This window comes from Bradyrhizobium sp. GCM10028915, from assembly GCF_042666195.1.
Classification (GTDB): domain Bacteria; phylum Pseudomonadota; class Alphaproteobacteria; order Rhizobiales; family Xanthobacteraceae; genus Bradyrhizobium; species Bradyrhizobium canariense_D.
On record NZ_JBHTFN010000024.1, the window covers coordinates 303,025 to 328,649 of the forward strand.

At 58.9% G+C, this 25,625-nt stretch carries 28 protein-coding genes; 13 read left to right on the top strand and 15 right to left on the bottom strand.

Annotated features, from left to right (window positions below; genetic code table 11):
• Nucleotides 1–587 precede the first annotated feature (587 nt).
• On the top strand, nt 588–1,037 hold the full coding sequence (locus ACFQX9_RS16315; RefSeq protein WP_377789542.1) for a patatin-like phospholipase family protein: 450 nt from the start codon (nt 588–590) through the stop codon (nt 1,035–1,037).
• Nucleotides 1,034–1,309, top strand: a complete 276-nt coding sequence (locus tag ACFQX9_RS16320; protein WP_377789461.1) for a patatin-like phospholipase family protein — start codon at nt 1,034–1,036, stop codon at nt 1,307–1,309. Before ACFQX9_RS16315 ends, ACFQX9_RS16320 begins: the two co-directional genes overlap by 4 nt.
• A 265-nt stretch (nt 1,310–1,574) precedes the next feature.
• On the opposite strand, the gene ACFQX9_RS16325 is transcribed toward ACFQX9_RS16320, so the two are convergent.
• Together ACFQX9_RS16325 and ACFQX9_RS16330 are read right to left on the bottom strand one after the other, a co-directional pair.
• Complete coding sequence (locus ACFQX9_RS16325) at nt 1,575–1,841, bottom strand: PilZ domain-containing protein (RefSeq protein WP_377789464.1); 267 nt, start codon at nt 1,839–1,841, stop codon at nt 1,575–1,577.
• 2 nt (nt 1,842–1,843) lie between these two features.
• Nucleotides 1,844–2,143, bottom strand: a complete 300-nt coding sequence (locus tag ACFQX9_RS16330) for a hypothetical protein (protein WP_377789466.1) — start codon at nt 2,141–2,143, stop codon at nt 1,844–1,846.
• Nucleotides 2,144–2,314: 171 nt separating this feature from the next.
• On the opposite strand from ACFQX9_RS16330, the gene ACFQX9_RS16335 reads away from it, so the two are divergent.
• The 3 genes from ACFQX9_RS16335 (at nt 2,315) to ACFQX9_RS16345 (ending at nt 3,238) form a co-directional block, all read left to right on the top strand.
• Nucleotides 2,315–2,527, top strand: a complete 213-nt coding sequence (locus ACFQX9_RS16335; RefSeq protein WP_377789468.1) for a helix-turn-helix domain-containing protein — start codon at nt 2,315–2,317, stop codon at nt 2,525–2,527.
• Nucleotides 2,528–2,717: 190 nt separating this feature from the next.
• Nucleotides 2,718–2,885, top strand: coding sequence for a hypothetical protein (locus tag ACFQX9_RS16340; protein ID WP_377789469.1), 168 nt, complete (start codon nt 2,718–2,720; stop codon nt 2,883–2,885).
• Between the two features lie 68 nt (nt 2,886–2,953).
• Nucleotides 2,954–3,238, top strand: coding sequence for a hypothetical protein (locus ACFQX9_RS16345; protein ID WP_377789471.1), 285 nt, complete (start codon nt 2,954–2,956; stop codon nt 3,236–3,238).
• A 672-nt stretch (nt 3,239–3,910) separates the two neighbouring features.
• On the opposite strand, the gene ACFQX9_RS16350 is transcribed toward ACFQX9_RS16345, so the two are convergent.
• Entirely contained in the window at nt 3,911–4,114 is a 204-nt protein-coding gene (locus ACFQX9_RS16350) for a cold-shock protein (RefSeq protein WP_377789473.1), read from the bottom strand.
• Nucleotides 4,115–4,651: 537 nt separating this feature from the next.
• On the opposite strand from ACFQX9_RS16350, the gene ACFQX9_RS16355 reads away from it, so the two are divergent.
• A complete protein-coding gene (locus ACFQX9_RS16355; protein WP_377789475.1) occupies nt 4,652–4,804 on the top strand; it encodes a hypothetical protein in 153 nt (50 codons plus the stop codon).
• Nucleotides 4,805–4,858: 54 nt separating this feature from the next.
• On the opposite strand, the gene ACFQX9_RS16360 is transcribed toward ACFQX9_RS16355, so the two are convergent.
• The gene (locus ACFQX9_RS16360; protein ID WP_377789477.1) at nt 4,859–5,353 is read right to left on the bottom strand and encodes a DUF4142 domain-containing protein; all 495 of its coding nucleotides are present in this window, start codon (nt 5,351–5,353) and stop codon (nt 4,859–4,861) included.
• Nucleotides 5,354–5,392: 39 nt separating this feature from the next.
• Here ACFQX9_RS16360 and ACFQX9_RS16365 point away from each other — a divergent pair, with 39 nt between their 5' ends.
• Together ACFQX9_RS16365 and ACFQX9_RS16370 are read left to right on the top strand one after the other, a co-directional pair.
• Nucleotides 5,393–5,761 (top strand): hypothetical protein, encoded by a 369-nt coding sequence (locus ACFQX9_RS16365; RefSeq protein WP_377789478.1) that lies wholly within the window; start codon nt 5,393–5,395, stop codon nt 5,759–5,761.
• A 1,722-nt stretch (nt 5,762–7,483) separates the two neighbouring features.
• A complete protein-coding gene (locus ACFQX9_RS16370) occupies nt 7,484–7,777 on the top strand; it encodes a hypothetical protein (protein ID WP_377789480.1) in 294 nt (97 codons plus the stop codon).
• Nucleotides 7,778–8,390: 613 nt separating this feature from the next.
• On the opposite strand, the gene ACFQX9_RS16375 is transcribed toward ACFQX9_RS16370, so the two are convergent.
• Nucleotides 8,391–9,143, bottom strand: coding sequence for a hypothetical protein (locus ACFQX9_RS16375; RefSeq protein WP_377789482.1), 753 nt, complete (start codon nt 9,141–9,143; stop codon nt 8,391–8,393).
• A gap of 522 nt (nt 9,144–9,665) precedes the next feature.
• On the opposite strand from ACFQX9_RS16375, the gene ACFQX9_RS16380 reads away from it, so the two are divergent.
• Nucleotides 9,666–10,004, top strand: coding sequence for an H-NS family nucleoid-associated regulatory protein (locus ACFQX9_RS16380; RefSeq protein ID WP_377789484.1), 339 nt, complete (start codon nt 9,666–9,668; stop codon nt 10,002–10,004).
• A gap of 58 nt (nt 10,005–10,062) precedes the next feature.
• Here the strand turns inward: ACFQX9_RS16380 and ACFQX9_RS16385 are convergent, their stop codons facing one another.
• Both ACFQX9_RS16385 and ACFQX9_RS16390 read right to left on the bottom strand, forming a co-directional pair.
• Nucleotides 10,063–10,473: a hypothetical protein gene (locus tag ACFQX9_RS16385; RefSeq protein WP_377789486.1), complete on the bottom strand. Its 411-nt coding sequence runs from the start codon at nt 10,471–10,473 to the stop codon at nt 10,063–10,065.
• Between the two features lie 82 nt (nt 10,474–10,555).
• Nucleotides 10,556–10,789, bottom strand: a complete 234-nt coding sequence (locus tag ACFQX9_RS16390; protein ID WP_377789488.1) for a hypothetical protein — start codon at nt 10,787–10,789, stop codon at nt 10,556–10,558.
• 524 nt (nt 10,790–11,313) lie between these two features.
• Between ACFQX9_RS16390 and ACFQX9_RS16395 the strand changes: the two genes are divergently transcribed.
• The gene (locus ACFQX9_RS16395) at nt 11,314–11,511 is read left to right on the top strand and encodes an SAM domain-containing protein (protein WP_377789490.1); all 198 of its coding nucleotides are present in this window, start codon (nt 11,314–11,316) and stop codon (nt 11,509–11,511) included.
• An 812-nt stretch (nt 11,512–12,323) separates the two neighbouring features.
• On the opposite strand, the gene ACFQX9_RS16400 is transcribed toward ACFQX9_RS16395, so the two are convergent.
• The 8 genes from ACFQX9_RS16400 to ACFQX9_RS16435 all read right to left on the bottom strand — a co-directional run bounded on the left by ACFQX9_RS16400 (nt 12,324) and on the right by ACFQX9_RS16435 (nt 21,934).
• The gene (locus ACFQX9_RS16400) at nt 12,324–12,629 is read right to left on the bottom strand and encodes a hypothetical protein (RefSeq protein WP_377789546.1); all 306 of its coding nucleotides are present in this window, start codon (nt 12,627–12,629) and stop codon (nt 12,324–12,326) included.
• Complete coding sequence (locus ACFQX9_RS16405) at nt 12,626–13,657, bottom strand: M23 family metallopeptidase (RefSeq protein WP_377789492.1); 1,032 nt, start codon at nt 13,655–13,657, stop codon at nt 12,626–12,628. The genes ACFQX9_RS16400 and ACFQX9_RS16405 overlap by 4 nt, the downstream gene beginning before the upstream one ends.
• 56 nt (nt 13,658–13,713) lie before the next feature.
• Nucleotides 13,714–14,907: a helix-turn-helix transcriptional regulator gene (locus ACFQX9_RS16410; protein ID WP_377789494.1), complete on the bottom strand. Its 1,194-nt coding sequence runs from the start codon at nt 14,905–14,907 to the stop codon at nt 13,714–13,716.
• A gap of 45 nt (nt 14,908–14,952) precedes the next feature.
• The gene (locus ACFQX9_RS16415) at nt 14,953–16,317 is read right to left on the bottom strand and encodes an HlyD family type I secretion periplasmic adaptor subunit (protein WP_377789496.1); all 1,365 of its coding nucleotides are present in this window, start codon (nt 16,315–16,317) and stop codon (nt 14,953–14,955) included.
• Complete coding sequence (locus ACFQX9_RS16420) at nt 16,314–18,086, bottom strand: type I secretion system permease/ATPase (protein WP_377789498.1); 1,773 nt, start codon at nt 18,084–18,086, stop codon at nt 16,314–16,316. Before ACFQX9_RS16420 ends, ACFQX9_RS16415 begins: the two co-directional genes overlap by 4 nt.
• An 88-nt stretch (nt 18,087–18,174) precedes the next feature.
• On the bottom strand, nt 18,175–19,476 hold the full coding sequence (locus ACFQX9_RS16425) for a calcium-binding protein (protein WP_377789500.1): 1,302 nt from the start codon (nt 19,474–19,476) through the stop codon (nt 18,175–18,177).
• Between the two features lie 1,913 nt (nt 19,477–21,389).
• Nucleotides 21,390–21,668, bottom strand: a complete 279-nt coding sequence (locus ACFQX9_RS16430; RefSeq protein WP_377789502.1) for a hypothetical protein — start codon at nt 21,666–21,668, stop codon at nt 21,390–21,392.
• Nucleotides 21,669–21,733: 65 nt separating this feature from the next.
• A complete protein-coding gene (locus ACFQX9_RS16435; protein WP_377789504.1) occupies nt 21,734–21,934 on the bottom strand; it encodes a 4-fold beta flower protein in 201 nt (66 codons plus the stop codon).
• A 418-nt stretch (nt 21,935–22,352) separates the two neighbouring features.
• Here ACFQX9_RS16435 and ACFQX9_RS16440 point away from each other — a divergent pair, with 418 nt between their 5' ends.
• The 3 genes from ACFQX9_RS16440 (at nt 22,353) to ACFQX9_RS16450 (ending at nt 25,383) form a co-directional block, all read left to right on the top strand.
• Nucleotides 22,353–22,865: a septal ring lytic transglycosylase RlpA family protein gene (locus ACFQX9_RS16440; RefSeq protein ID WP_377789506.1), complete on the top strand. Its 513-nt coding sequence runs from the start codon at nt 22,353–22,355 to the stop codon at nt 22,863–22,865.
• A gap of 179 nt (nt 22,866–23,044) precedes the next feature.
• Entirely contained in the window at nt 23,045–23,284 is a 240-nt protein-coding gene (locus ACFQX9_RS16445; protein WP_377789507.1) for a hypothetical protein, read from the top strand.
• A gap of 1,313 nt (nt 23,285–24,597) precedes the next feature.
• Nucleotides 24,598–25,383, top strand: a complete 786-nt coding sequence (locus ACFQX9_RS16450) for a hypothetical protein (RefSeq protein WP_377789509.1) — start codon at nt 24,598–24,600, stop codon at nt 25,381–25,383.
• The last annotated feature ends 242 nt before the right edge of the window (nt 25,384–25,625 follow it).

The window sequence follows — 25,625 nt, forward strand, 5'->3', positions numbered from 1 at the left end:
CGCGCTTCTGTTCGTAGTATCAGTATCCGGGATTTTGTTGATCCCTCTCGGGGCTGGACTAAACCCATCGCCGCCGGGACATGTGTTTTGAACCCGGCGGCGTTATTTTGGCTTTGTCGGCTCAGTCGAGCACCTGCCTGCGTGAGAGCTTCAAGCGACTTTTTCCCACCCAGACACTCAGTAGCTCTCGCCCGTCTGCAGCTACTAGGAATCTTAATTTGCGCGCTACTTGCGATGCCGCTCTGATGGCGGCATGCGCACTCGCCGGTACACGAAATGGACCGGCCATTATCCGCCCCGCAGCTCCCGCGTAATGGGTTGGCTGACGGCTATGTGACCTGCAGCCGCATGCGGCGCCGCACGATCTGACCGTGGCCGAAGCAAATCAAGAGGCGACCCAAGCTCAGTCGGACATCGCAGCCGAGGAGCAGCGCCGCAACCTCGCAAATCGATCGGTAGGCGCTCAAGAGTCGGCAGCCGCAGCTGCGTGGATGGCATCGCCTTCGGTAGTTGTAGTGCGACGCTAGAGTCTCAGGTCCGGGTCCGACGGCGGCTGATCGTTTAGGAGATCTACTCTGGCTTTTCAGATCCTCTCTTTATCCGGCGGGGGCTTTATGGGCCTCTACACGGCATGCGTTCTGGCCGAGCTCGAAGCGGAGATCGACCGCCCCATTGCACGATGTTTTGATCTGATCGCCGGCACCTCGATCGGCGGCATCATTGCCTTAGGTCTCGCTGCAGAGGTGCAGGCTGGGGCCATCAGAAATGCTATTGCTGTGGATGGCCCGAGGATATTTTCACGCAAGCCGCCCCCTCAAAGCAATCTAGCGAAACGCCTGGCCCTGTTGTCGAACGCGCGCCGTGCGAAATACCGCGCAGGAAAGCTGCGGACAACGATCACGAGCATCATCGACGAAAAGAAAAAGATCGGACACCTCCAGCATCGCGTCATGGTGCCGGCTGTCAATCTCACGAAGGGATCACCTCAAGTCTTCAAAACCGACCACCGCCCGTCGTCCATCGAGACTGGAAGGTGACTGTGGTCGATGTCGCGCTCGCCACATCCGCAGCGCCAGCATTCTTTTCACTTCATCAAATCCGCGGCGAGCTATTCGCCGATGGGGGGCTTTACGCTAACTCCCCGGACCATCTTGCGCTCCACGAGGCCGAGTACTTTCTCGAACAGCCCCTCAAGGACATTTCGATCTTGAGCATCGGTACGACCACGTCACGCTTTTCGTTTCGAATTCGGGAGAGATCGATCTCGGTTGGATGGGATGGATGGAAAACCAGCGTCTGCCGCGCGTGATGATCTCGGCTCAGCAGCTGAACACCGATGCCATGATCGGGCATCGCCTTCAAACCCGCTACCTGAGAATCGATCATCAGCAGTCCCCCGAACAAGAACGGAAACTGGCTCTCGACTGCGCAAGCTTGGGAGCAATCAACGACCTTCGAGCGCTTGCCCCCGTCGCGTGGGACGTCGTTGACCCGCAGCAACAACGCTCGACGCGTCCCGCTAGACAGCGTAGTAACACTCCCCGACCTTGTCCCGCGTTACACTTGGCTGGCACTCACAACCCACCAGAGCCGACTGAATCGGCTTTGAACACAACCCCGATGCGAGTATCACTAGACCAAACGAGACGACAATCTCCGATGATGCGGTCTCTTTCCAACATCATCTTGAATGTGGCACGCATGTGCATCTTTGTCGGTAACTCGATCCCAGCCCCGTCCTCCGAGATGTTGAACACGCGGCGGCGTTGGCTGCCGCCATCTCCAAAAATGTAGGCGACCAAGTCGACCTCCGAACGATCGATCTTCCGGCGATCCGACATGATTATCCTTGAGTTGACGCGGCTGTCTCGGGTCCTTCATTGGCCGAAGCTATTTCAAGCAGTCTAAACTGCCGGGCAATCCGTGTTGCCAAGCCCGACCGCTCTTTGGCTAGCTCTCTCTCATGGTCGGATACGTCGTATCCGTCTCGCTCAAGGACCTCGATCAGGATTGTTTGGCTCTGAACATAGGTCACCTTGTCAGCGATCTCTCGCGTCAATACAGCCAGTTCGTCATCATTATCTGATGTCACGGCGATCTCCTTGGTCGGACTGATCACGCGCAGAAAGGCGCTATTTTGCATGCCCAATACTTACAGATCGTTACGCGAGCACCCTGGACCGCGTGTCTTGGGCCGACGTTACACGTGTCCCTGGGTTTGCGAGCGCGAGTCGGGCGACGTCCACGGCTCCTGAACTTATCGTTTACGTTCGTGACGTAGGATGGCGCCGCGCAGCGCTCTGGCATAAAATCGATGTCCAACAATCGACAAGAGATCCGCCCGTGGTCGGCCGACGAGGAAGCGCAACTACTTGCGCTACTCGATGAGGGCATGACTGCAGCCGAGTTGGCCGAGCGGTTGGGTCGCAGTCGCCAGGCCGTCTACGGTCGGTTACAACGTTTCCGCAAGCAGCGAGGCCGAGTAAGCCGCACCAGCAGGCGCGCCTTCGCGCAATGGATCGGTTAGCCGGCGGTGTCCCTCCCCGGCACAACAGCCGCCGCGGCGTTGCATCATTCACCGCGGCAACAACCTTTCTCGGCAGTGCCGCGTCGTGTTGCGCGCGCGCCAGCTGGACGATCGCAACCGTCGAGGCGACGTACCGTTGAAGGGCGTTGACTTGCGCTGACCCTGAGGGAATGGACGGGATAGCGGAGAATTGCCTAAACTGACGCGATGCACCGGCGAAATCAAAGAGATGCTGATCGGTTCAGGCATCATAATCCTACTCGGCATCGGCATCATCGCATGGCCGCCCCTCGGCCTATTCATTGGCCGCTACTTTTTCTCGTACTTGAGACTGGCGCTGCAGTGGGCCATCTCTTGAAGCAAATCGGCACCCACACTGAGACAGTTTCAGATGGCCCTCACCGCAGCCTCCAAGGTTAGCAATCAATGCCCGAAAATCTATTGAGTAACGAAAACGTCGCCGAAAGGCTCAAGCTCGTGCGGAAAGCCGTTGCCGGGACGCAGACCGCATTTTGTAAGCGGATCGGGATTGAAATCCCCCGTTGGAACAATTTCGAACGTGGCTTTCCGTTGTCGAAGAGCGTCGGCATTTTGCTGGTGCAAAAGATTCCCGGCCTTACCCTGGATTGGTTATTTCTAGGGAAAGCGGATGGGTTGCCACTCCAACTTCGCGATGAGTTGGAGTCCATAACGCCGCAGCTACAACCCTGACCATGCGCGTCACTCCTGTCGGTGAAGGCGCGTTTAAATTTTGTTGCGCGTAGTGGGTGAGTGCGCGGCTTGCGAACTGCGCGCTATGTTGTTAGAGCGCGCCTTCAACATCGAAGGAGCGTCGCTTTGCCTAAAAGGAAACAAGTAGTTCGCCGCGAGTGGACGAAGGACGACATCAAGGAACTTAGAGCGCACTCAAGGCGCGAACGCCCGTCGCCAAAATATCCAAGGCAACCAAGCGCACCGTTGGTGCGCTCCGTCAGAAGGCGCTCAATCTCGGAATAGGCCTCGGGCATCAGCGGTAAATTGACGCTGGCCTCGGTCATACTGGTCCGTTGAGCGAGCCGCCAAAAACCGATGTTGTTTAGCGCTCGGATCTGCGCCGATCACGTGCAGACCGCTGCATCCGTTAAAGCCGCCGGAGAGTTTCGCGGCTTTGGGGTTGGGGGCTCGCCTTCCAGCCCCGGCGGGCCCTGCCTCAGTCAGCAACACTGACATTTAAGTTTCCCCAAGTGTGACATGGACGACACTGCGGACTAGTGCCGTCGCTGTAGGCTTATCTTGCCGGGGCTGGAATCAATATTTCACGTCTTTATTTTATCCGGCGGGCCGCAGTGGTTCGCCGCTGCGGCCTTTTGGTGTGGCGCCTATCTTCACGGCGCGTTTGGAGGCTCACCCGACGCGCAGATTTTCCGCCGAGTCTTTTCCGCGATTGTTCACGACGTCAAAGCTGACCTTGGCTCCCTCGTTGAGGCTGCTCAAGCCAACCTTCTCGACCGCCGAGATATGGACGAAGACGTCCTTGCCACCGTTGTCAGGTTGAATAAACCCGTAGCCCTTCGTCGGGTTGAACCACTTCACAGTCCCCATAGCCACTTAACTTCTCCATTTTGCAAAATCGAAAACTACTACTGGAACTCAGACCAAAGCAAGGCTGGTGCGGACGCGCTTTTGCGCAAAGGGTGGGCTGGGGTCCTCCCCGGCATCCGCCATCTTGGCGTCCTTGACCGCAGCGCCAAACGCGCGGTGAGGCCCTCCTGCTGGAGACACAGTGGTAACACTGCCGATGCGGCGTGCGCCTGTACGACTGCCCAACCTGTAAGCGGTTGTTTTCGGGATGCCAGCCGCCATAATTTGCCTGATCGCGATCCTACTTTATCTGATCGGCAGCGGGTGGAAATGGTCCGAACCGGAGCTCCAAAGAGTTCGACGATTTGGTCCGCAGAGGACGACGAAATGCTTTTACGGATGCGAGCGAGCGGAGCGTCATTCACAGACATTGCAGCAAAACTCGGCCGTAGCCAGGCATCAGTCGAATCTCGCTATTCCAGCTTAAAGAAGCAGATTGAATCTGCGCGGTCGTTCCTAAAACCTTAAGCCCGGCCACCGGCGGGATACGACTGTGAACACGCCTTGTTGCTCAATGCGATTGTACTGAAATGTGCGGCCATGAGCGCGGGCGAAGATTTAAGCCTCTGCAAGCGCGAGCGCGTCATTCCCGCCGAACGCATACTCGATGTACCGGTCGCGAATTATCACCTGCTGGTCCGCCCCGACATCATCTAAAACGCTGGCCAGCCTAGCAGGTAGTCTTCGCGCCTCTCCCATGAAGGCGTCGGATCAACTACCGGCCTTCAACGATTTTGCGGCGTCCAGGTGCTTTTGCAACGTATCAATCTGGCCGGAGGCATATTCACCGGCAGCATCCTTAGTTTTAGATGCCTTCTTGTACTCGGCGATGTCCTTCTGGTGGTCTGCGACCATGTGGGTAGCGAACATCTTGTCGAACCCTGCGCCGGACATTCTTGCCATCTTGTCATGGTCGGCTTTTTGCTTCGCATTCGGCCCGCTGGGTGGGTTCATTCCCAATGCTTGGGCAGCATTTAAGGCCTTCTGATTGGCCGCAGCGTGGTCTGTGGAGAGCATTCTGCCGAACGACTTGACGGCATCGCTCTGGCCGTTCTGCTGCGCCAGCTCTCCCATGCGCACTTCAGCGAAATTGCCCTCGATTGCCTTCTTGAGGAACGTTTCGCTTTGCTTATCCTTCGCAGTTGCGTTGGCAACAGAGATCGCCATCAAGGTTGCTGTCCCGAGCGACAAAAGCATTCTGTTCATCGGCCACTCCTAGCGGGTTATTCGCCGATGAACACGCCTATGGCTGAAGAAGTTCCAATTAAGGCAGATCGGGCCGCGTTGGGCCCGGCAGACCCCTCCAGTGGCCTCGGCGCAGGCGCCACCGCAGGAGCGCAGTCCGTAGTTAGCATGATGTCCAACAGCACCGAAGACAGCGGGCGCTATTACGTCGCTATGAGCGATCGGGTTCTGTATGAATGCAGCAATGGCGACATCTGGTATTTGTCGCGGCAACCGCCTTCGAGCACGACAGTCGTGAAGCATCGGCCGAATGCCAACTCAGGAGGACCGACCTCGTACATTGAAATCGGCAAATTCCTACTGGACAGCGCTAACGGTCCTGAGCAGCAAGCGCTGCTCAACCTGATCGGGACCTTGATACCAGACTAGCGAGCACGCGATGCGGTATCTTGGATAGTGGCACCCCTTTTTGCAGTCGGAGTCATCGCCTGGGCAATGCTAGCTGAGCGTCCCCCAGAGACCCCCCTGCGGATCGAGGCGTCCATGGCGGTGGCCGCCGCCCCCGACCTTCGTTTGGTCTCAGAGCGCAGCCCCTTCATGCGGTCAGAGCGGTGATAACGAACACACTGGTCAAGGCGTCGCTACTGGGCGTCTCGCTGAGCACTCGATAGGCAACGTTGGAATGGGAACAACATTGCGAAGTTGTTGAATTCGGAAAGGCGCAACCGGAAGTGTTTGGTCGAACGTCCGAGGGTTGAGCGGGGCGATGGTGGGATTTTGAGTCTGGGAGTTGGGCTTGCGGTGGGAGACGGAGCACTCGGTTTCGCGCCACTGGTGGTCGTAATCATCTTGGCCGCTGTGGTCGGCTTGATAGGCAACCGGCTCGGCACCCTGCCCGACGGCAATCGACTTAAGGCGCCAACACCCCCTCAACATTTGATTTGCAGACGCGCGTAAAACTGGGACCGACCGGTCCGCGATGGCGGATCGCGTCCGAAAACTGCCACGCCCTTTCCGTACCGGCCTACAGCATGCCCTCACACGCATGGCTTCACGCCTTGCGGCGATGCCGCGTTGGATCGCGCGGGGCGCGCGGTTTGTGAAAGAAGATGCAACTCAGCCGAGGCCAAGCATGCAGCGGCTTCAATACGGTCCCACTTGAAGCTAGGGACGCGCGTCAACAAAGACGTGGGTCAGTTCAGAAACTTCACAGCGAGACGGCGCTCATCACGCCATACAACGGAGCAATCAATATTCAGGCCAGCACCTGGAACGCGCAGCCCAAACGCCGCGGGGACGATAGGCGCGTTATCGATTTGGACGATCGCAGAGCAATCCGTGAGGTGTCGGACCTTGCACCGCGCAGGACTGCCGTCGACCAATATCTGCGCAGTATAGACGTTACGTCGCCGTCCATTCGCCACGTCTCGCAGTCTCCCCGCTCTAGCGCGAGAGATATTGATCGGAGATTCCAGTCTCAAATGAGGCTGGACCATGGCTTCATATCGGACAAGAGCCAGCTCAGTTCCCTGGTGGAGGAGCTTTTGAAGGATGGGCAAGGACCTTGCCCCTTGGCAATTTGAATCCCTGGACATCGCTGCACTATCTAACCTTGGAAGATTAGCCTCCACGCCGTGAGAACCGCCGGCCTCAAGAGCCGGCGGAGCCTTGCGGTGTGAGGCCGAGGCACCCAACCGTACTCTGCCCGGCTTGCCCGGATTGGAATTAGCGCTATCCTTTTCCTCACCCGCGACGCGCAGTAGCTCGCGCGCTTTCGCCTCCTTCTCGTGGTTGTGAAGCCGGCACAGATCGTGAGGGAACAGTCGGAGTATCAGATAGGGGCGGTTGCGGAATTGGAGCTGACCTATGCGCTCGGTTTTGGCGATGAGTTTCTTGATGCTCCTGTGCACCTCGGCCGACGCTGCAAAGGTGCGTCACTCTCGGGCGCGCCAACCCGCGGCGGAACGTCCGAGCCCGGATGTCAATTCTCGGGCGCGCTTCGCGGTCCCCGGATGGAGTGACGACGCAACGCGGCGATGGCTGGATAATGCTTCCTCCAATGTCGGTCGCGGAGGCTAACAGCCGACATCGGTTGCGGGCACTAGGCCCGCGCCAGACATTTCGTACCGCGTTCGAGTGGAAAGGGAGCCAATGCGTACTCTCATAATCGCGGGGATCGCCCTTGCTTCGCTCGTTTCAGCCGGGGCGGCCGATGATGGTCCCGCAGACAAACCCAAGAAGATCGACAGCTGCAGCTACATGCTGATGGATGGCCAGTTGGTCCATCTACCGGTTGGCGCGAACGTTTGCGTCCGCTCACCTGCGCTATATACCAACGAATACGCCCTGCTTCACTGTTATCCGCCCCTTCAAGAGGTCGCCCTCGTAAAGCGCGGTGATTTCCGGTGTAGTGAAAAGTACGAAGATCGCGAGCGAAAAAAATAGAGTGGCGTGAACCCGAGCTGTTCGCTCTGGTCCGAGTCGCGGCTCGACGAAAAAGCCCTAGCGCTGCTTGAATGCGCTAGGGCCCCATTTTGCACCGGCCCACTCGCAGTTAAGACGCCGATCAGTGAAGCGATATCGATCAGCTTGGCCGATGTTTCGCGCTGGAGTTCTCCCAGGCGACCTTGAAGCGGCGCGCTTGGCTTCATCGAGCGAGCCAGCTTCCCCGAACGGCGGACTGGGAAGCGGTTACGATGCAGGCCAGTGCGGTAGCCGCACGACGTCCTTATTCGCCCGGTACAGAAGAGCTGGCGAGTGCATCTGAGGAAGCCGATCGCCTTCCCAAAGCTGCACGTCGTGCTCGCCATACATTTGCTAGGCTCGACGTCTCGCCGCTTGCTCGTCAATACAGTCAAGCTTTGCTGCGCAGATCACTTGCCGCAGTCCACCACGAACACTTTGTACCCGCATGATGGCAGTCCCATCCAAAAAGGGGATCGTCAGGTTAATCGAATGTCCGTCTAAGGCAGCGCCGAACTGAGTGCAGGCGCCCGGAACCTTTGTACGTGTGGCAATTCGGCTATAACGGCGTGAACTCATCGATCGCGGGGCTGCGTCAACTAACCCGCTCAGTGTACGCGCATCGGTGGCGTAGCTTTACTGTCTGCCGAACCGTGCGGTTCGAGCTTAAAATCGAAAAGCCCCCCAGCGTCATCAGCAGCACACCTAACGAGGTTACCGTCCAGCTGCGCGGCTCGTCGCGCACCTCTTCATTGTGCGCGGCCATCGGGATAGCTGGAGGTGAGTCGGCTCGCGCGGCCGCGGCAAGCTTCTCCACGTCAACTTGGGGCGGCACGGAGTGCTCGGGCGTGAGCTGGGTGATAGGAAGATCCGCGACGGGTCGCGCCGGCATGGGGGCCGGCGTGCCAGCATCGAAAACAGAAGCGGCATCGGCCACGTTGAGTTCGCGTGCCGGCGGCGTCGGCTGAGCCCCCTCGGCCGCCGATGAGCTTGGCAACTCCGCGCGCGCATCGATCACGGGGCTCGCCCTTTGCTGCTCGGCCTCGTTCTCGACGGAGCTGGCGGCGCGGTTGGCCACACGACCATGAGCCGGTTGTCGCACCGTCGCGGTGCCTTCGGCTAGGAACCAGCATTTGCGGTGGCCGTCCCGCCGATAGACCCAGTGCTGGCGTGGGCCATGCGAGTTGCCGGGCCGCGGCAAGCATTCCGGCTGCACCGATGAGGTTGCAGCGGGCTCGCGCGGAGCAATATTGAACAAGTTAGTAAAAGGGTCGGAGCACGCTGGTGCCGCCGGAAGACCTGCGACAAGGACTAAACCGGCGAAGTAAAATCGCAAATGACGGGACATCGAAAACTCCCGGTGCTGCGCCCCCTACTCGGCACGAACCTTCGCGGCGACATGGGCTCCGATGCGGCTTAAATCTGGCAACGTGATGGATTAATTGTGCTCCTGGCCATCCGAGTTAACAGGCCATCCAACACTCTACGGTTGCAAAACGGGGCAGCGCGTTCAATTAAGTCGAGCCACATGCGTTACGTGGGGCGTCGATCCCGCTCGCGATCCGCGATGCGGCCGCCCGGTTGATCACCTCGCGGCGGTGTTTGCGCTCACCTTCGCAATGGCAATGTGGAAGCGCAACTGGTCGAGCGGTAGGTTGTGGATAATACGATGCCGGTGTGCGGGCCGGGTGAGGATTCGCCTGGCACCAAATTAAATGCTCCGTCACGATATTACCGCCATCGCGCCTTTCTCCCGTTCTACCTCCTCATTTAAATGTGGATTGTACGACAACTACATAACTGATGGCTTGTCTGCTCCTTCATTCCCGACTTGTCTGCCTGGGCCTTCCGCCAAGAGTTGGATCGAGCGATGAACACCGAGCATTTCAATTCGCTTTCCCTTGACGAACTTTGGATACTTCACCAACAGGTCGCCGCCACCCTCAGTCAGAAAATTTTGGTGCAAAAAGCACGGTTGGAGGAGCGGCTCCGCAAAATTGGACTGGCCGAGAAAGCTGTACGGTTCGATCGTAAGCGCCGTCCATACCCGCCCGTTCGCCCCAAATATAGCAACCCAAAGAACCCGGCGGAGACATGGTCCGGCCGCGGCAGACTGCCTCGATGGCTGCGGCCGCAGCTTCGAGGTGGCCGGAAGTTGGACGATTTCCTAATCGACCAGGCTTCGGTTCAAAAGCGGCAGACAAATTGAGCGCCGCGATCACATTAGGAAGAAGGCCCACTGCAATGATTACGACGGACGTCCAAGATCAGGCCATAGTCGCGAAGATGACCGGATAATTGACTTCGAGAGACAATCGGCCAGACTGCACGTCAATAGCGAGCAAAGCAGATTGCACCGCATCGCTGGTGCCGGACACATGATCCATCAGTCCGCGACCGCCGAGGTGATGGCAGCCGTCGACGAGGCCGCTGCATTCATGAATAGCGATCAGCCAAAGAATGCTGCCCCCGGGCGATCCATAGCAGACTAAGCAAAGCCGCGCGGCGACGGAGCTTACGGCCACCGGCAGCCACTCTTCTGCAACTGGCCGCCCGTCCCCGCCGGGCAGCTTCGGAGACTCGATCGTGTTCAATCTCTGCTCCATGAAGAGAAACGTGCACGCGACCCGTCGCCTGTTCGGCCCGCTCAACAGCAGCGTTGGCAACTTGCCCGGCATGCCGGGCATCTTCCCGGACTGCCCCGCCCCCTCGTCCGCAATGTGCCTGCGGCGGTGGCCCACAAAGGGAAGCGGGATTGGGTCAGCGACGATCTGGACGCACCTGGAGGGGCACGACCGTGTCCGGGTCGCTGTGACCGGAGCGCCGGCTTTGCAGCTTCACCACCTGCTCGAGTTCGAGAGCCTCTATGGCGAGCTCATCTGCCAAGCGTTCGAAAAGTGCGCGCTTTTGCGGGTCGCTCGATCGCCGGCTCATAAGGGCCAAATCCGCGGCATCGGCACGGAGTTTGTCCAATTTTTCCCTTAGGTCCGCCATGGTATCGGCCCCGTCCTAGACCCACCTCGCCATGCGTCACGGGATGCAGGTCAGCGGCGGAACACGCTATGGGTTCTTCGTTAATTGATTGTTAGGCCGACATTCGTGAAGGCCGAGATGTGTGAACCAGCGCCCGCTGGCCTTGCCGAACGCGTCTGCGGCTATCCGATCAATGCTTCAGTGCGCACACGTGGTCAAGAGCAGCTGTGTCCGGCTGCATTGCTGGAAACTGCGGAGCGCTGGACATCACCGTGCCACCCTCGTCGCTCACCATGGGATCTCCTCATGAGCGATGTAGGGACAGAAACGACAGCCGCAGCCGTCGGACGGAACACTTACCATGCTTCAAGAGGTATTTAGGTGCGACGAATTGCGAGGCTGTTCACATATACAGGCCAGACAGCATGCTATTGTCGGTGCGATAAGACCGAACTGCTTTGAATGGAGATTCGAATGCGATGAAGTAGCCGAACCAAGGTTTGGCTCTGACATGCTGAATCTTTCGTACACACCAGGGTCCGGCCATGGAAATCAAGACTTGGCTGAGAAGGCTAGGGCTGGGACAGCATGAGTCCCTATTCATCGCGAACGCCATCGATTGCGATGTGTTGCCGCAATTGACACAAGTTTCCCAATGCTCATCCCCGAGTGGGGTAATGCAGTCGGGCCCCTCGCCCCCGGAACCGAGCCGTTTCTCTTTTACCGCATTCAAGAAGGCCTGACACCGAGCCTGAAGTATTGAACTTCTACTTTTACTCTCGCGCTAATTGCTCTGACGCCGTCCTGATAGTGCTTTTTTTGCTGGGGGAGGACATTATGCGAGGCTCTCGCGCAAACCTTTACGAACGACTTAGCGAACTCGCTTCTCAACTCTCAGAGTTGGAAGATCTTCGGGATCTGGTGCAAGAAGCTGAGCGAAGCGCCCGCGGTGTGCCTCCATTACGCTTGGCACATCCACCGTCGCGCCGCGTTCGACGTCGTGAACGGGGCGGTTTGTCTGTTCGCCTCCGTCGCCACGCGCCACTAAACGGGAATGCAGGAGCTATCAGCCCCCCTGACAACGACAACCAAGTCGATTGGACTTTGCTGGAGCCATTCCCCGACCAATGGTGGGCTTCCTCCTAAAACCTCTCCAAGCGCTGACTCGACGAAGAGAGCGATCCAATGCTGGCGGCCCACCCACCCTGAGGAGCAGACAGCTAGCGGCCCTTGCAGCCCGCGGGTGCCGAGGCTGGTCCGGCCGCACCTGTCAATTCTGGATCACCCTTCGCCAAACTCCGGCAACCTGCAACGGCGAGTGAGACCGGGAAGACGGTCAGCACGACCTATGCGGGCTTGAGGTGAGCAACTGCAAAAGCGAATGTCACTTGTCGGCGAGAACACCGGCGTCACGCTAAGGCGATCTGGCCAAAAGTCTGCTACAATCCTGACAAGTGGGGGGGCCGTCCACATCTGCAATCTTGAAGGTGGGGGCATCAGACGCATGGAGTCAGTGCGACGTTCGTCCGCAAGTCATCTAGCCCGATCGCTGAGCTCAAAGCTGGATCGCTAATTTGAGTGGACGGCAGGTCGAAGAAGAAGCGCAGCCGAACAGTTGTAAGGACACTATAATCGGCGCTGTCGCCGAGAAACGTGACCTGCTTGCACGAATCTTGTGATGATCCGAATTCGTCGGGGCAAAAGGAACCCCTCGGCTGTAGTTCTCCGTCAAATGCCAGGGGTCGGCGACCTGCATCGCGTGCGCTAGGGCTTTTGCTGCTGCTTCGCCATATCCCCCGCAACGATCGCGGGCGACGACCGAGATAGTTGGGAGCAGCCAGCCGAAAAGATCCTGGATCAATGCGATCCAACCTGAAGTTCCCATAATTCTCTCAGCACCACTTGGCCGGCGTGCTCAACGGTGTATTCCGCTTTGTAGGTGCCCAGATCCCAGCCATTGGCGGGGCGTTTTCGACCCGTGAACAGAAAAGCTTGAGCCTTATTGTGCTCGACGGGCGTAGCGTTATCTTGGGCGATCACGTTGCCGGAGGGACTGCTGACGACAAGTCGCTGCAAGTCGCCCGATTTCAAGCCGATGATGCGGACAAAAGCGACAATGGCCGCCGAGGTCGCCGAAGGCAATTCCGCCGCATCGGTTCTTCCATCCTCGATGAATTCCATCGTCACCGGGGCACTCGCAAAGCCCGTGTTCAGAACGGAGCGCTCTTGATAGCGGAGCCGCGCCTGCAATGTGGGATCCCAGAGCATCTCTCCTCCGCCGCAGGATTCCGGGCTCGAGCCGAAGGCGAAAGGATCGATGATCGAACCGTTGTGCCGTACCGTGAAGTGGAGGTGAGGATACTCGGTCAAACCCGACAGACCTACTCGGCCGAGCGGCTGCCCTCGTGTTACCGAATCGCCGGGCTTCACTTGAAGACTGCCCGTTGCCAAGTGACAATACTGGGTTTCCCAGCGGTCCGCGTGTTCGATCAAAACGCCATTGCCACATTCGACATCACGCACAGCCTCGCGGGCGGCCTTGTGGAACGCGCCGTCCGGCAGATTTTCCCGAGTTCGGATGACGCGCCCATTTGCAGATGCGAGAACGTCAACGCCATGGCGTTGTGCCTGCAGCGAGGGGAGCCGAAAATCAGTTCCGTTGTGTCCCTCGTATGTCAGCGTGCCGCACTTGTAGTCCCTTGCTGCCGGTGAGGGGTCCCGATCCGTATAATTCTGAATGTAGCAAGTCCTGCCGGGCTCGCAGGCGATCGGCATCCCCAGTTGGATGGGTTCGGCAAGGGCAATTCCAGTGACTGCGAACACAAGGATCCCAATCCCAGACGAAAGAGGAAATGAGCTTCCTGCGAGCGGACGCGTTGGTGTCATCATGAATGCTTCGCACATAAATCTTGAAGTCGTCGATCAAGCCTTTCCACGCATTGCACCTATCCGCTCAACCGAGAGGCGGACCCAAGGCGGCGGACCGACTTCTCGCGCAGACCAGAGCCGAACGGCGATTGCGTGAGATGATGAAGCACAAAGAACTCGGATTGCCGGTTGATTCCCATTTTGAGCATGATGCGCTTGGTGTAGGTTCTCACTGTTGCTTCAGTCAGCCGGAGCTCAGCACCGATCTGTCGTGGACACTTGCCTTGAAGGATCCGAGTGACAATCCGCTCTTCCGCGAAATTCAAGCCGAAAGCGGCGGCAATACGGTGCGCTCCCGCCACCTCATCGAACTGCGGCACGATGACAAGCGCTTTTCCGCTATCGCAAGGCGGCGGCGCAACTCCAATTCTGGCAAAGGCAAACCGCTCGCGCTCGGTTGAAAGAGGCACGGTTGTCCCCAGCCACTCCCGATCGGCGCCCGAACTCAACGATTCGCGAATCGCCTCCCTCAAGGCAGCCGTCACCGAACTGCTACGCCCCGCCAACCGGTTACCATTCGCCTTGAGGAGTTCGCCCTTGGCCAATAGCGATTGCCCGCTGTCGTTGATTTCGTGAACATGAAGATCTTCGTCAACGACGAGGGCGGGAAATCCCAAAACTCCAAGCCAGGCCGCTGCATCTTCTTGGCGTTGCTGCAATCGTACCAGATCGTTTGCAGTCTCCCAAATCGCATGCACTGCACGCACCAAGCACGGAACCTCTGCCCGAGTAAGTCCCGCTGAACGCCATCCTGCGATGAAGACGACCGTCACATCATCGCAAGGAGTGAACCTTCCTATCACAGAATGACCTTTCAGATCCGGTTCGAGTCCTATCAGCCTTCGCACGAAGGTAGTACGCGTATGGACGGGTTCGAGAAGCGTACAACCTTTACTAGCGCCCTTGCCGACAATTCGCGCCACCATGGCCGTGCACGAGGGATCGATGGCCGCCTGCCCGATCCGCACCTGTAGCAGTTCCCGGCAAGAAGCCCGGCGTACCGCCGCCGCAACGTAGCAGCTGCGGCATTCGAGGAGCTTCGCAATCCCCCTACCAAAACACTCCATCGTCGTATGGCCGACGCTCTGGTCAGCAGGCACCGCCGACTGTTCAACCCGGCCTTCGGCATCAATCGTCGAACGTGCGCCCGCCGCGTGGAAAAAACCAGCTCTGTTCTGCCAGTGGGGCAGTACCTTGCCATTCCCGTGCAATCGCTCCTCCCGCAATATCAATGCAGCCGGCTTTGCGGCAGCAGCTTAACTCTCCCTGAAGGCGCGGTGGATCCGCAGCACCATAGGCTGCAGCAAATACTCCGCAAAAGTTCTTTCTCCCGTCTCGACGAACACCTCGACGGGCATTCCGGGCAACAACGACGAAAGGTAGTAAGCCGTCTGCGTTGTGGTAGTTAGCTCGAGTTCCGCCATGTACGTGGCCGCGCCCGTCTTCGGGTCATTCAGAGCATCTGCGGCAACCGCAACGACCTTCGCGTCTAGCATCGGTATTCGCCGGATGTTCAACGCGAGGACGCGCACGCGTGCCGTCTGTCCCACGTAAACCTCTTGCCGATCCGTCGGCTTCAGCGTTGCCTCGATGACAAGCCGGTCTTGGAGGGGGACGATTTCCAGAAGAGTTTCCCTGGGTGCAAGCACGGCACTGAGGTCCCTGCTGTTGAGGCCGACGACTTTTCCACTTTCAGGTGCACGCAACTCGGATCGAACAAGCTGATCGCGCAACGCGGCAATTCGATGTCGAAGATCTCCAATCTCTTCGCTGGTGGCATGCAACTGCTTTGCGATGTCTTGCTTCTGGTTCAACTCCAACTGCCGACGCCGATCGTCCAATTCGGCGATCTTTGTTCGTGCCTGCGAGATTGATGCTGCATTGCGGGCGATCTGCCCTTCCGTTTCAGCCTGACTGCGTTGCAGAGCCAGTAAACGCGGCTTGCGCGCGAGGCCCTTCGCGAGCAAGGAGCTCGTGTCTGCGATTTCTTCCTTCAGAAGGGCAAGTTGCTGCTCTGCCCCATTTGTGTCGCCTTCCAGTCCACGAATAGTGTCTTCAGACTGCAGCATCTGCTGATCGATCTGCTTTCGCTCGCCCTCGATCGCGGTCAACCGCGCCGCAAATTCCGCTTGCTGGGTTCGCACGGCAACGCCCGCGGCCGCAGCAGAGCTCGTTCGCAGTTCGTCCGGAAATCGTATTGCTTTTTTGCCGGCCTGTTCAGCGGTCAATCGCGCTTCCATCGCAAGGTCCGCGAATAATTTCGTCTCGAGCGAGCCAAGCATTGCCTCGATCTGCGTGGTGTCGAGCCGCGCAATAACTTGACCAGCCTGGACACGATCATTTTCCCTGACCTGGATAGACTTTATGATACCTCCCTCTAGATGCTGCACGGCTTTGCGCTTCGAGTGCACCTTGATGAAGCCGGACGCCACGACCGCACTGCGGAGCGGAACGGTGGTCGCCCAGACGCCAATGCAGCAGAACTGCAGAATGAGCAACACACACCCCCACGTCACGATGCGCCGCGTGTCGGAGCGTGGTTCGGTGAACGTTGCCCACCGATCGCCGGTCACCACTTGGCGGGACATGACGATGTTGCGACCTTGGTCTTGCGAGGTCATCGACCTGCTCCTCCGGTCCTAAGCACGCGGGGCTCTGCTTCGCGGTGGACGTCGGTCGATTTTTGTATCGGTCTGACGTCAGACAGACGGAGCGGCAGAACCTTGCTCGGCGGACCAAACGCGAGCTGCATGCCATCTCTGAGCAGCAATACGGCATCTGCGATCGTCAAGAGGCGGGGTCTGTGCGTCACGATGACCAGCGTTGCGCCCCGCGCTTTGACTTCCAAAGCCGCAGAGCAGAGCGCTTCCTCACCCTCTGGGTCGAGGTTGGCATTCGGCTCGTCCAGCAGCATCAACTTGCGGTCGCCGTAGAAGGCTCGCGCAAGACCGATCCGCTGGCGCTGGCCACCTGAGAGCTTGCTGCCGTCGCGCCCGATCTCGGTCTGATAGCCACATGGCAGGGACAAGATCATGTCATGCGCTTGCGCGAGCATCGCTGCCGAGGTGATGTCTTCGTCGAGCGCGCTTTCGTCGAATCCGGCGATCGCTTCTGCGACGGTACCGCCAACGAGCTGTACGTCTTGGGGAAGATATCCGATGAACTTGCCGAGTTGATCGGAATCCCAGTTGTGGAGAGCGGCGTGATCCAGTCGGATCGTGCCGCTACTCGGCGGCTCGAGGGCCGCCATCAGCCGCAGCAGGGTCGATTTCCCAGCCCCCGTCGGACCTATGACAACTACAATTTGTGAGGGTCGGCACTCAAAGTTTATACCTGCGAGAATGGGGCGTTTGGTTCCGGCGGGCCGGTAAGCTACGCGATCGATGACCAGCCGGCCGGACGGCATCGGAAGCAAGGTCTTTCTCTTCCGCGCCAACACCGGCGCGGCGGCGGCCTGGACTTGTGTCCAAGCCTCCTGCGCAGATGCGAGCGCGCGCCATGCCGAGATCAGGCTTTCCATGGGCTGGAGGGTGCGCGCGACCAGCAGTGAACTAGCAATCAGGCTGCCTGACAGCACTTCATTTTGGAGCACCAGCCAAGCGCCCGCTCCGATCGCGGCAATCTGCAGGGTTGTTCTGACCATGCGCGCGGCAACGCCAATCGCACAGACACGTTCACTGGCTCGCACAACGGGCGACAGTGCGTGATCGTTGAGCCGCATGAATTCGCGAACTGCGCCGAGAGTCCACCCCATCGCGCGCACGAGGCTGGCATTCCGGACGATCCCATCCAGGGCGGCCTGCGTCCGCAGGGCGGCTCCCGAGGCGTCGGCTGTCTCGGTGCGCGCGATCCGCCGGCTGATGATGCCCATCACAAGCAGAATTGCCGTCCCGACCAGAGCGATGGCGCCATACCAGGCGTGGAGGAAGAATAGAATGAGAATGAAAGCAGGGAGAAAAGGCGCATCGATGAGCGTTATAACGGTGCCGCTTGACAGAAAGGTCCTTAGCTCGCGGACCTTGACAAGATCGTGCGTCCTCCCATCGCCGCGACTTGCCGCCTCCACGATGGTGCCTTCGAGAACAATTGGTGCGACGCACCGCTCGAAGCCGACTGCGAACCGACTGAGGAGCCGGCTACGCAAGATATCGAAAGCGCCGCTAAAGACTAGGGCCGCTGCAGCAATCATCGTAAGACCGACAAGCGTTTCAACGCTACCGCTGCTGATCACTCGATCGAACACCTCGATCGAATAAAAGGGAACGACCAAAAGCAGTAGGTTCACAGAGATGCTGAAGGCCACGACCCACACGATTGCGGACCGCCCCGGGATCAATCCGAGCAGCGATCTCTTACCAGTCGCTGGGTTCTCAGGCGAACGCAAATACATGACCGGCAGGCAACTTTACCGACTGACTATTACAGATTGCAGAAACGCAGCGGCGGGGCGGATCGGTAGCCGCCCCGCCGAAAGTGCCTCACACGACTTCGATGACCGTGGCTCCCGCGGCCACATTGATATCCTCGACCGTTGTGAATGGCGTTGCGCCTCCCGTGACGCCGTCGAGTTGAATCGTTCCGAAGCCGAAGTCGAGCACGGTATTGGTGCCATCGTCGCTGACTACGACCGAGTTTGGATCGAATCCCGGTGCAGCATCGACGTGTATCAGATCACCATCGGTGAGACTGAAATCTGTTATCTCGTCATTACCGAAGTTGGTGGTGGTGTTGTCACCGAAATTATAGGTATCGGCGCCCGCACCACCTGTCAGCACGTCGTCTCCCGTACCCCCGCTGAGGACGTCGTTGCCGTTACCGCCATTCAGCTCGTCATCGCCTGCGCCGCCGGCGAGAGTATCGTTGCCATTTCCGCCCGCGAGCGTGTCGGCTCCGTCGCCGCCATTTAGCGTATCGTTGTTGTCACCGCCAGCAAGCGTATCGTCGCCCCCGTCGCCGTTCAGCGCATCATTGCCCGTGCCGCCGCTGAGCTCGTCCGCGCCGTCACCACCATTCATGGTGTCATCTCCGGCTCCGCCCAACATAGTGTCGTCTCCGGCGTCTCCGAACATCGTGTCGTTACCGGCACCGCCATCCATAAGGTCGGCTCCGGCGTCCCCATGCATGGTGTCGTTACCAGCGTCGCCGTTCAGCGTGTCACTGCCGGCGCCCCCATTCAAGACGTCATCATCGGCGCCGCCACTAAGCGTGTCATTTCCGAGGCCGCCGCTCAGCGTGTCATTTCCCTCGTTGCCGTTTATGATATCGTCGCCGATACCTCCGTTCAACGTGTCGTTCCCGAGACCGCCGTTCAAGATGTCATTGCCGGCATCGCCATTTAGCGTATCGTTGCCTGCGTCTCCCCAAAGGGTGTCGGCTCCGGCGCCACCGTGGATGGCATCATCACCATCTCCGCCGTGTATGGAGTCGTCGCCCGCATCGCCAAAAAGTTGATCGTTTCCAAGGCCGCCGTCAATCGTGTCGTTGCCTGCGTTGCCGTGGATCGTGTCGAGGCCAGCATTGCCCGAGAGATTGTCGTCCCCGGCGCCGCCGCTGATAGTATCGTCGCCGTCGCCACCGGCGATGGTATCCACACCGGCATTGCCATTCAGAGTATCGTTGCCAGCGCCGCCATCGATGTTGTCGTCGCCCGCACCTCCATTCACGACGTCGTTGCCGTCCAACCCGGTGATCGTATCGGTGCCTGCCAGCCCGTTGATCTCGTCGTCGGCTGCCGTTCCAGGAAGGATATCGTCGCCTGCCGTTCCATTGATGAGTGCCATGATTTCCGCTCCTTATTTCAAGGTTTTCGTGATGCGGGTAGGCTTGCTTTCGTGGTGCTTTGCTTGGCTGACCTCCCATCGTCCCTGTTGTACAGTTCGAGCAACGCAACCCTGAATGAAAATTGGGCAGCGTCGCAATCCCCATTTGGGGACAAAAGAATCGTGCAAAGAAGCTGGGCGAGTGGCGCGACGGAGGTGGAGCGCCCAATCTGCCCTTTAGGGAAAGCCCTGGAACCGCTCGGCCGCATCCGGCGGGAGTTACGGAGCGGTGGCTTCGCGCCGACGATCTTTCCCTTGTTTCACGGAGTGCGCTTCGAAACGGCAGGGGTACGCTGCGAAACGTTCGTTTCCCTTGGTCTTCTCGTCTGCTCGTCTGCTCGTGGCCGACAATCAGCCCAGGATCCGGCCCCATGCGTTTGAACTAAATCGATCCCTCTTTCGTGACGTGCAAGCGACGAACGTAACCGCTGTCGCTGGACGGTTGACCTAATCTCGTCGCTTACTTTGAGAATTCTTTGTCTGCTCTTGCGCCACTTATCCGCAGAGTCCGGGTATCGCGGAGCATGCGCTTAGAATTAGCAAGTCACGCTTCCAATTGAGATAGACATCAAGCACTTTTCGCCCCCACTGATTTTGTCGAAGTGAGAACGAAAGATGTTTCGGTCATTCTGAGACCAGCTTACTACCCCGAACGGCTGTGCGGGTTGCAAATGTGCAACGCTCCGCGACTCCGGGCGCTCACGCACAGCACGCCACTAGAAATGATGATCTGCATTGTACTTGATGCGGGTATGCGCCTCCCCGTCGGTACACAATGGGCGGGCCAATATCCGCCCTGCAGCCCTGCTGAATGGCTGGCCGACGGCCATGTGACCTGCAGCCATCAGTGCCTGAACGGTCGTTGCGATCGCAGGTCGACGTGCGGCTCGACGCGCTTCGTGGTCACACTTCGGCTTGCGACTGTCTGCTCGGCATGCGGCGCCGCAGGATCTGTGCATATCGTCCCTAACTGGCATGACAGTCGCGGGCAAGTCAGGCCAAGCATGGGGTCGAGGTTTTCAGCAATGAGACTCGTGACAGAACGTCCCTTCGCTGATCCGGAAGTCGCCGCCCGTGAGCTGGTCGAACTTGCGGCCGCCATTTAACCGGTGCAGGACGCTCACTTCCACACTGAGAAGGTCAACTATGCCACTTAAGGGAACCGGCGCGGAGTTCGGCGCCGGCATCAGGTGCGCCATCGAGAAGGAATGGCTAGAGCTGCATGAGAGCGGAACATACGTGCGGCTGTTGGCGCCTGGGAGTGACCTCCTGGCGCTCCGTTAGGAACGAGCCGGGCACATTCTGCATGAAACCGCGCTAGCTCAGCGCTCTGAGCTGGCGGAGCGGCCCCGGCGTTACCCCCAAGGTCTCCCAGGCTGCCAATCCAATTGCGGATCGAGGGCCGGGAGCCTCGAAAGTGAAGGTCGCAGGAACGGCTAATGGCTGCTCCTGCGACCAACAAGGCGACGGTCCGCACGATCGGCGCGGCACCCCTGATGCTAGCACAGCGGCCCGCGAGCGTGAACCGGTGGGCCCCGACAATCCAGACGACCTTATGAATTGAGCGGCTTGTCTTCTCGGCTGAGAAACCCAAGCCGTCGCTCCAGCTCTTCCTTCTTGGCCACGAGCCTCACGGCAAGAACGTCATTGACGAGCGTGTGGAGTCGCCACCGCTCTTCAACAGACCTGCCCTCAAACGGCTTCCGTTCCATGAATCCCCCCGACTCACGAATTGTCTATAGCTTGGGGCACGAGGGGAAGCTGGCAACTAGTCGTCTGTGGAGCGCGGAAGGTTAGCGGCGCCCGCGAACTTTAGCTGTTCTTCTGACCGATCCTCTCCGCCGTCGCTGCTGCGTGCCAGTTGCCGCTCCATATCAGGATGGCGATCCACTCTTTGTTGCAAAGCGCTCCAAAGCCTTGGGCGCCGACCTGAGTTCACCGAACATGTGCAGACCGGTTCGCTCGATCACTCCCTCTGCTGCTCCAGCAAGCGTTAGCGCCACGTCAAAATGCCCACGGAGGAACGCATCGATCGCTGCGTCGGCCTGACGACACATCGCTTCTTCGATTGTAAGCGTCAGCGGCAAGCCAATCGGGACAGTCAGGAGTGTTTCCGGCAGATCTGACATCAGTTTTGCAAAAGGTAAAAACATCACGGGAGCCCCTGCCTCGTGCACCTCGACTGCCCGGACTGCCGGGTGAACCTGCATTGCCGGGGTTACCTGGATGGCCAATGTTTCCGAAGTTCCATGTGCTTGTCTACGACCATGTCACCATCGAGCTCGCCGACCCAGTTTCCGGATAGCTTGTGAACGTGCGTGCCGCTGAGTTGGCCTACGGCATTGCCGCGCATGTCGTGGATGTAGCGGCCGCGGATGAAGCCGACAGCGTTGCCCTGAGTACTGTAAATATAATTCATCACTTCGATGCCCCCTTCAAATCCCTGCTGATTCGCCGACTAAGGATGGGGCCTACTGAACATCGAGCCATGGCAGGTAACGTACGGAGCGTCTTAGGCGGCTCGCGGCCTCTCGCCCCACCGAACTGTGGCGGTCCGTTCAATGTCCTCCTCGTGTCTACAATCGGGCGAAGACATTCACGCTAGTGATTGAATCGCCTGCGCCTACAGGCGGTGTTGACGCTCGCTTCGCCAGAGAGCTCTAGAACTGCTGCCGAGTAACGTGGTGCGTTGCAGCGAGCTATCTGCTTGCTGCACTGCGTCTACGTTCCGCCATGGGTAGCACATCACCTTTCTACATATGAACCGGGGATGTGCCGGAACGTGCCTTATGAGTATGCATTGTTTCTTTGTTTTGTGATTTGTAGCGAGGTCGACCATGCGTCCGCTTTCTGGAATGATCGTGATTGCAGCGGTCTCAACTTGGACGGGGCTTCACGCGACCCCTGCTGTCGGGCAAACCTTCAATGACAGATGGTCCATCGTTCCAAAGGCTCACGCGGAGCCCGCTCCTGACGGACTCGATCAGGCAAAGAAGGAGGAGCCGCAAGCGCAGTCGCTAAACGGAAAAGAGCCTTTGAAAGATCGTTCAGGCGCTCAATCCTTCAATCGATTCATTTCCGGAAAAGCGTCCTACTATTCGTATTCCAAAGGCAAGACAGCGAGCGGTTCATCGTTTGATCGGAATCTACTAACCGCGGCGCACCGCCGTCTGCCGTTCGGCACGAGAGTCCGCGTCACTGATCTTGAGACGAATAAGTCGGTGGTCGTTCATATCACCGACCGCGGACCATGGGTCCGTGGCCGTGTCCTCGACCTCTCGCTGGCGGCTGCGCGCAGCTTGGGGATTACAAATCGTGGCGTTGCGCAGGTTCGTGCTGAGGTGTTGTAGCAGATTGCCCTGCGAAAGCACGCAACGGCCGCCCACGCGCCCTTACGTCAACAGTCCGGCTTTTGGCCTGAAACGAATCTGCCGTGTCTCTAAAGAACCCTGACGCTATCGCGGCCCTCGTATCGGCCCTTAGGCTCGTCCACGGAGACGAAGTCGCGCGAACCATGCTCCAGGAAGGTATGAGCCTCGCCACGCTGATGGACACGATGTTCTCCGCGCCGATAGCACATCGGGATGCAGTTCGATACGTCGCGAGTGCCTTAGATGACTTCGCCATTACACCAGAACTTGGCCCGGCCTGGCATCTTCGTTACCTGTATGATGATCAGCCCGGCTCATTTCGCGTCGTCGATATGGAGATAGCCACGCCGGCCGGTACGCTGTCCAGCAACGACCTTTGGCTTCGGCTGCCCGTCTAAACTAGTTCCAGCTCTGCAACGCGGACCTTGCTTCGACGATTAGCCGGGGTTCCCTGCCCTACGTGCCGGCCTTGTAGCTCTTGATCGTGCCGGCCGGTATGTCACCGCATGAGAGTGCGCCGTTGCAGCTCATCGATGCCTTTCTCCACAGGCTGCGTCTTTACATGCCATGGCCTGAGCCCAGTTCGCCGCGATGATCCAACTGCTCCCCCGCCCGTTCACGTCGGCGAAATTGCGAGACGGTGACGCCGAGCGAGGTCAGAAATCTTGATCTAACTTGCATCCTGCGTGCAGGCTGGCAGCTCTCTTAAATCCGGGGGGGTATCGACCTTCCGAGCACGAACGCGACGAAGAGCGACTGCAAGGAAGATTTTTAGAAGCTACCAATTGAAACCGGCGTGTGCAGAAAGTATTCGCAGTTGAGCCGCGCGAGGCGTGCAAAGGGACACTATGCCTGTCGAAGTCGCGAGAACCCAGCAGGACGAAGAGGTTCAAATCCTTGCAGGCGGATGCCCATAGTGGCATCACGTATTGCGATTTGGCCGAGTTAACCGTAGTTCATTACCGTAGCTTATTTCTAGAGCCGTCCAAGGTTTGCGAAATTTGAACGTCTTCGCGAGGGTTTAGCGCCCACAGTTTGGAGGAGTGGATATCCTCGGCGCGGCGAGAACCAGGGACCAGTAGCTCGCCCCCTTCCGCGAAAGCGCTCTGCGTTTTTTCAGCGCGGAGCTTGCCACTTCTACGGTTCGAGCCACGTTGACACATTAGATCGCGGGAGCCGCTAGGCTCAGTCGCGCTTGACCGAAGTGAGGTGTGGGGCTCCCGGCTGCGGCTAGCCTCACAAGCCACCTGCGGAATCCTCCGCGAAAAGTGTGGAGAGGTAGTCTGGAGCGGCCGGATTATGGGCGCGATGATCCATGCGCAAGGAGCCCGCGAGCGCGCCCAGGAGGCCGTTCGAGAAGCCGACCGGGCGGAGGCGGAAGCCTGGTCCGTCCGCATGGAATGCTACGGGGGCCCTGCGCAGCCCTGCCCGACGATCGATCAATGCTTAGTGGTGGACTCGCCTGGCTGGAGGTTGAGTGCGCCCGCTGAAGACACGCGAGCCTGCCATTCGATGTCATACAACGGCATAAGCACACGCCGCTCTGGAGTTTAGGCGCATTTTCCTGCCTCGATCAGCCTCGAACTTTCGGCGATCGGACTCATTTGCCGACGGCGCCTTCGCGTGCAGCGCTGGGCCCGAGCGCACAGGCTAAAACTGTGCTAAACAACGAAAGTCAGCACCGTCGTCAAGGGTTCATATGGAGCACCAAATGGCTTCCACGCGGGACGACAGCGTCGCGGAACGGCAGATCGCGGAGGAGCTTTCGCACCTGACGCGCAAGGCGGAAGACGGTCCCTCGGTCCAGCCGACCATGGAGACGTCTCGCGCACCGGCAACGAACCATCAACCGACGAAACAGCGCCACGTGGCCTTCGTCTGCTCTCTGTTGGCTGTGTCCTTTGCTGCTTGGTGGTGGTGGTCGTCCTCCGCTCAACCGGCGATGAGGGCCCCTTCGGACCCTGCACCTCTGACGCGGGGCCCCCGAGATGCTGCGGCCCTGAAAGACGCGGCGCCGTCTGCAATCGCCCTGGTTTCCGACTTGACGCAGCAGCTGCAGTCGATGACGCGCGATCTCGCTGCCTTGAGGCAAGCAGTCGAACAGCTTAACGTGACGCAAGAGAAATTAGTCCACGACAATGAAAATGTCGCGCGCCAACTCAAGACACGCCAGGAAGAACTCGCACGTAACAGCCGTGTCATCGACGATATCAAAGGGATCCAGATCCAGATGGCACGGGAAAGTCAAACGCTCAGCGATCGCCTCAACGCAAACCAAGAGCAACTCGCCCGCGCCACGGCGAACGCCTCAGCACCAAAGGAGATGATGCCTGAAGTTACGAACGCGATCCCAGAAAAGCCACAGGTCATGCAGGAAGTACCATTGCCGCGTCCACGGCAGTCGGCCAATGTTGCCCAGGCGCCAAAGCCGGCGCCAATTGCCAGACCGCAAGCTATAAAACCGCAACCGTCGTTATCGTGGCCATGGTCGCGCTAAGCCGCGACCGACCTGCTCCTGCGGCCGAAACTAAAGCTATGGAGACGGGCGCCGTTGACTGCGGCTCCTATTCAGAACTTCGGATCTGGCCCGCTGTCGCCCCGCGGTCCCTTTCGCTACGTAATCGTCCTCCCGTAAACCTTGTAAACCCGCGAAATCATCAGGATGATCGGCGAGTCGTAGCATCGCTCGCGAGGCCTTCATGCGAAAATGCGAAGTCGCCGTGCTGGGTCTAGGACTCA

Bases quoted from the DNA above. Each gene is read 5' to 3' on its own strand.
- ACFQX9_RS16325 (WP_377789464.1), bottom strand. From the start codon at position 1,841: ATGTCGGATCGCCGGAAGATCGATCGTTCGGAGGTCGACTTGGTCGCC.
- ACFQX9_RS16330 (WP_377789466.1), bottom strand. From the start codon at position 2,143: ATGCAAAATAGCGCCTTTCTGCGCGTGATCAGTCCGACCAAGGAGATC.
- ACFQX9_RS16335 (WP_377789468.1), top strand. From the start codon at position 2,315: ATGTCCAACAATCGACAAGAGATCCGCCCGTGGTCGGCCGACGAGGAA.
- ACFQX9_RS16345 (WP_377789471.1), top strand. From the start codon at position 2,954: ATGCCCGAAAATCTATTGAGTAACGAAAACGTCGCCGAAAGGCTCAAG.
- ACFQX9_RS16360 (WP_377789477.1), bottom strand. From the start codon at position 5,353: ATGAACAGAATGCTTTTGTCGCTCGGGACAGCAACCTTGATGGCGATC.
- ACFQX9_RS16365 (WP_377789478.1), top strand. From the start codon at position 5,393: ATGGCTGAAGAAGTTCCAATTAAGGCAGATCGGGCCGCGTTGGGCCCG.
- ACFQX9_RS16370 (WP_377789480.1), top strand. From the start codon at position 7,484: ATGCGTACTCTCATAATCGCGGGGATCGCCCTTGCTTCGCTCGTTTCA.
- ACFQX9_RS16375 (WP_377789482.1), bottom strand. From the start codon at position 9,143: ATGTCCCGTCATTTGCGATTTTACTTCGCCGGTTTAGTCCTTGTCGCA.
- ACFQX9_RS16380 (WP_377789484.1), top strand. From the start codon at position 9,666: ATGAACACCGAGCATTTCAATTCGCTTTCCCTTGACGAACTTTGGATA.
- ACFQX9_RS16385 (WP_377789486.1), bottom strand. From the start codon at position 10,473: ATGCCGGGCAAGTTGCCAACGCTGCTGTTGAGCGGGCCGAACAGGCGA.
- ACFQX9_RS16390 (WP_377789488.1), bottom strand. From the start codon at position 10,789: ATGGCGGACCTAAGGGAAAAATTGGACAAACTCCGTGCCGATGCCGCG.
- ACFQX9_RS16395 (WP_377789490.1), top strand. From the start codon at position 11,314: ATGGAAATCAAGACTTGGCTGAGAAGGCTAGGGCTGGGACAGCATGAG.
- ACFQX9_RS16405 (WP_377789492.1), bottom strand. From the start codon at position 13,657: ATGATGACACCAACGCGTCCGCTCGCAGGAAGCTCATTTCCTCTTTCG.
- ACFQX9_RS16415 (WP_377789496.1), bottom strand. From the start codon at position 16,317: ATGACCTCGCAAGACCAAGGTCGCAACATCGTCATGTCCCGCCAAGTG.
- ACFQX9_RS16420 (WP_377789498.1), bottom strand. From the start codon at position 18,086: ATGTATTTGCGTTCGCCTGAGAACCCAGCGACTGGTAAGAGATCGCTG.
- ACFQX9_RS16425 (WP_377789500.1), bottom strand. From the start codon at position 19,476: ATGGCACTCATCAATGGAACGGCAGGCGACGATATCCTTCCTGGAACG.
- ACFQX9_RS16430 (WP_377789502.1), bottom strand. From the start codon at position 21,668: ATGTTTTTACCTTTTGCAAAACTGATGTCAGATCTGCCGGAAACACTC.
- ACFQX9_RS16435 (WP_377789504.1), bottom strand. From the start codon at position 21,934: ATGAATTATATTTACAGTACTCAGGGCAACGCTGTCGGCTTCATCCGC.
- ACFQX9_RS16440 (WP_377789506.1), top strand. From the start codon at position 22,353: ATGCGTCCGCTTTCTGGAATGATCGTGATTGCAGCGGTCTCAACTTGG.
- ACFQX9_RS16445 (WP_377789507.1), top strand. From the start codon at position 23,045: ATGAGCCTCGCCACGCTGATGGACACGATGTTCTCCGCGCCGATAGCA.
- ACFQX9_RS16450 (WP_377789509.1), top strand. From the start codon at position 24,598: ATGGCTTCCACGCGGGACGACAGCGTCGCGGAACGGCAGATCGCGGAG.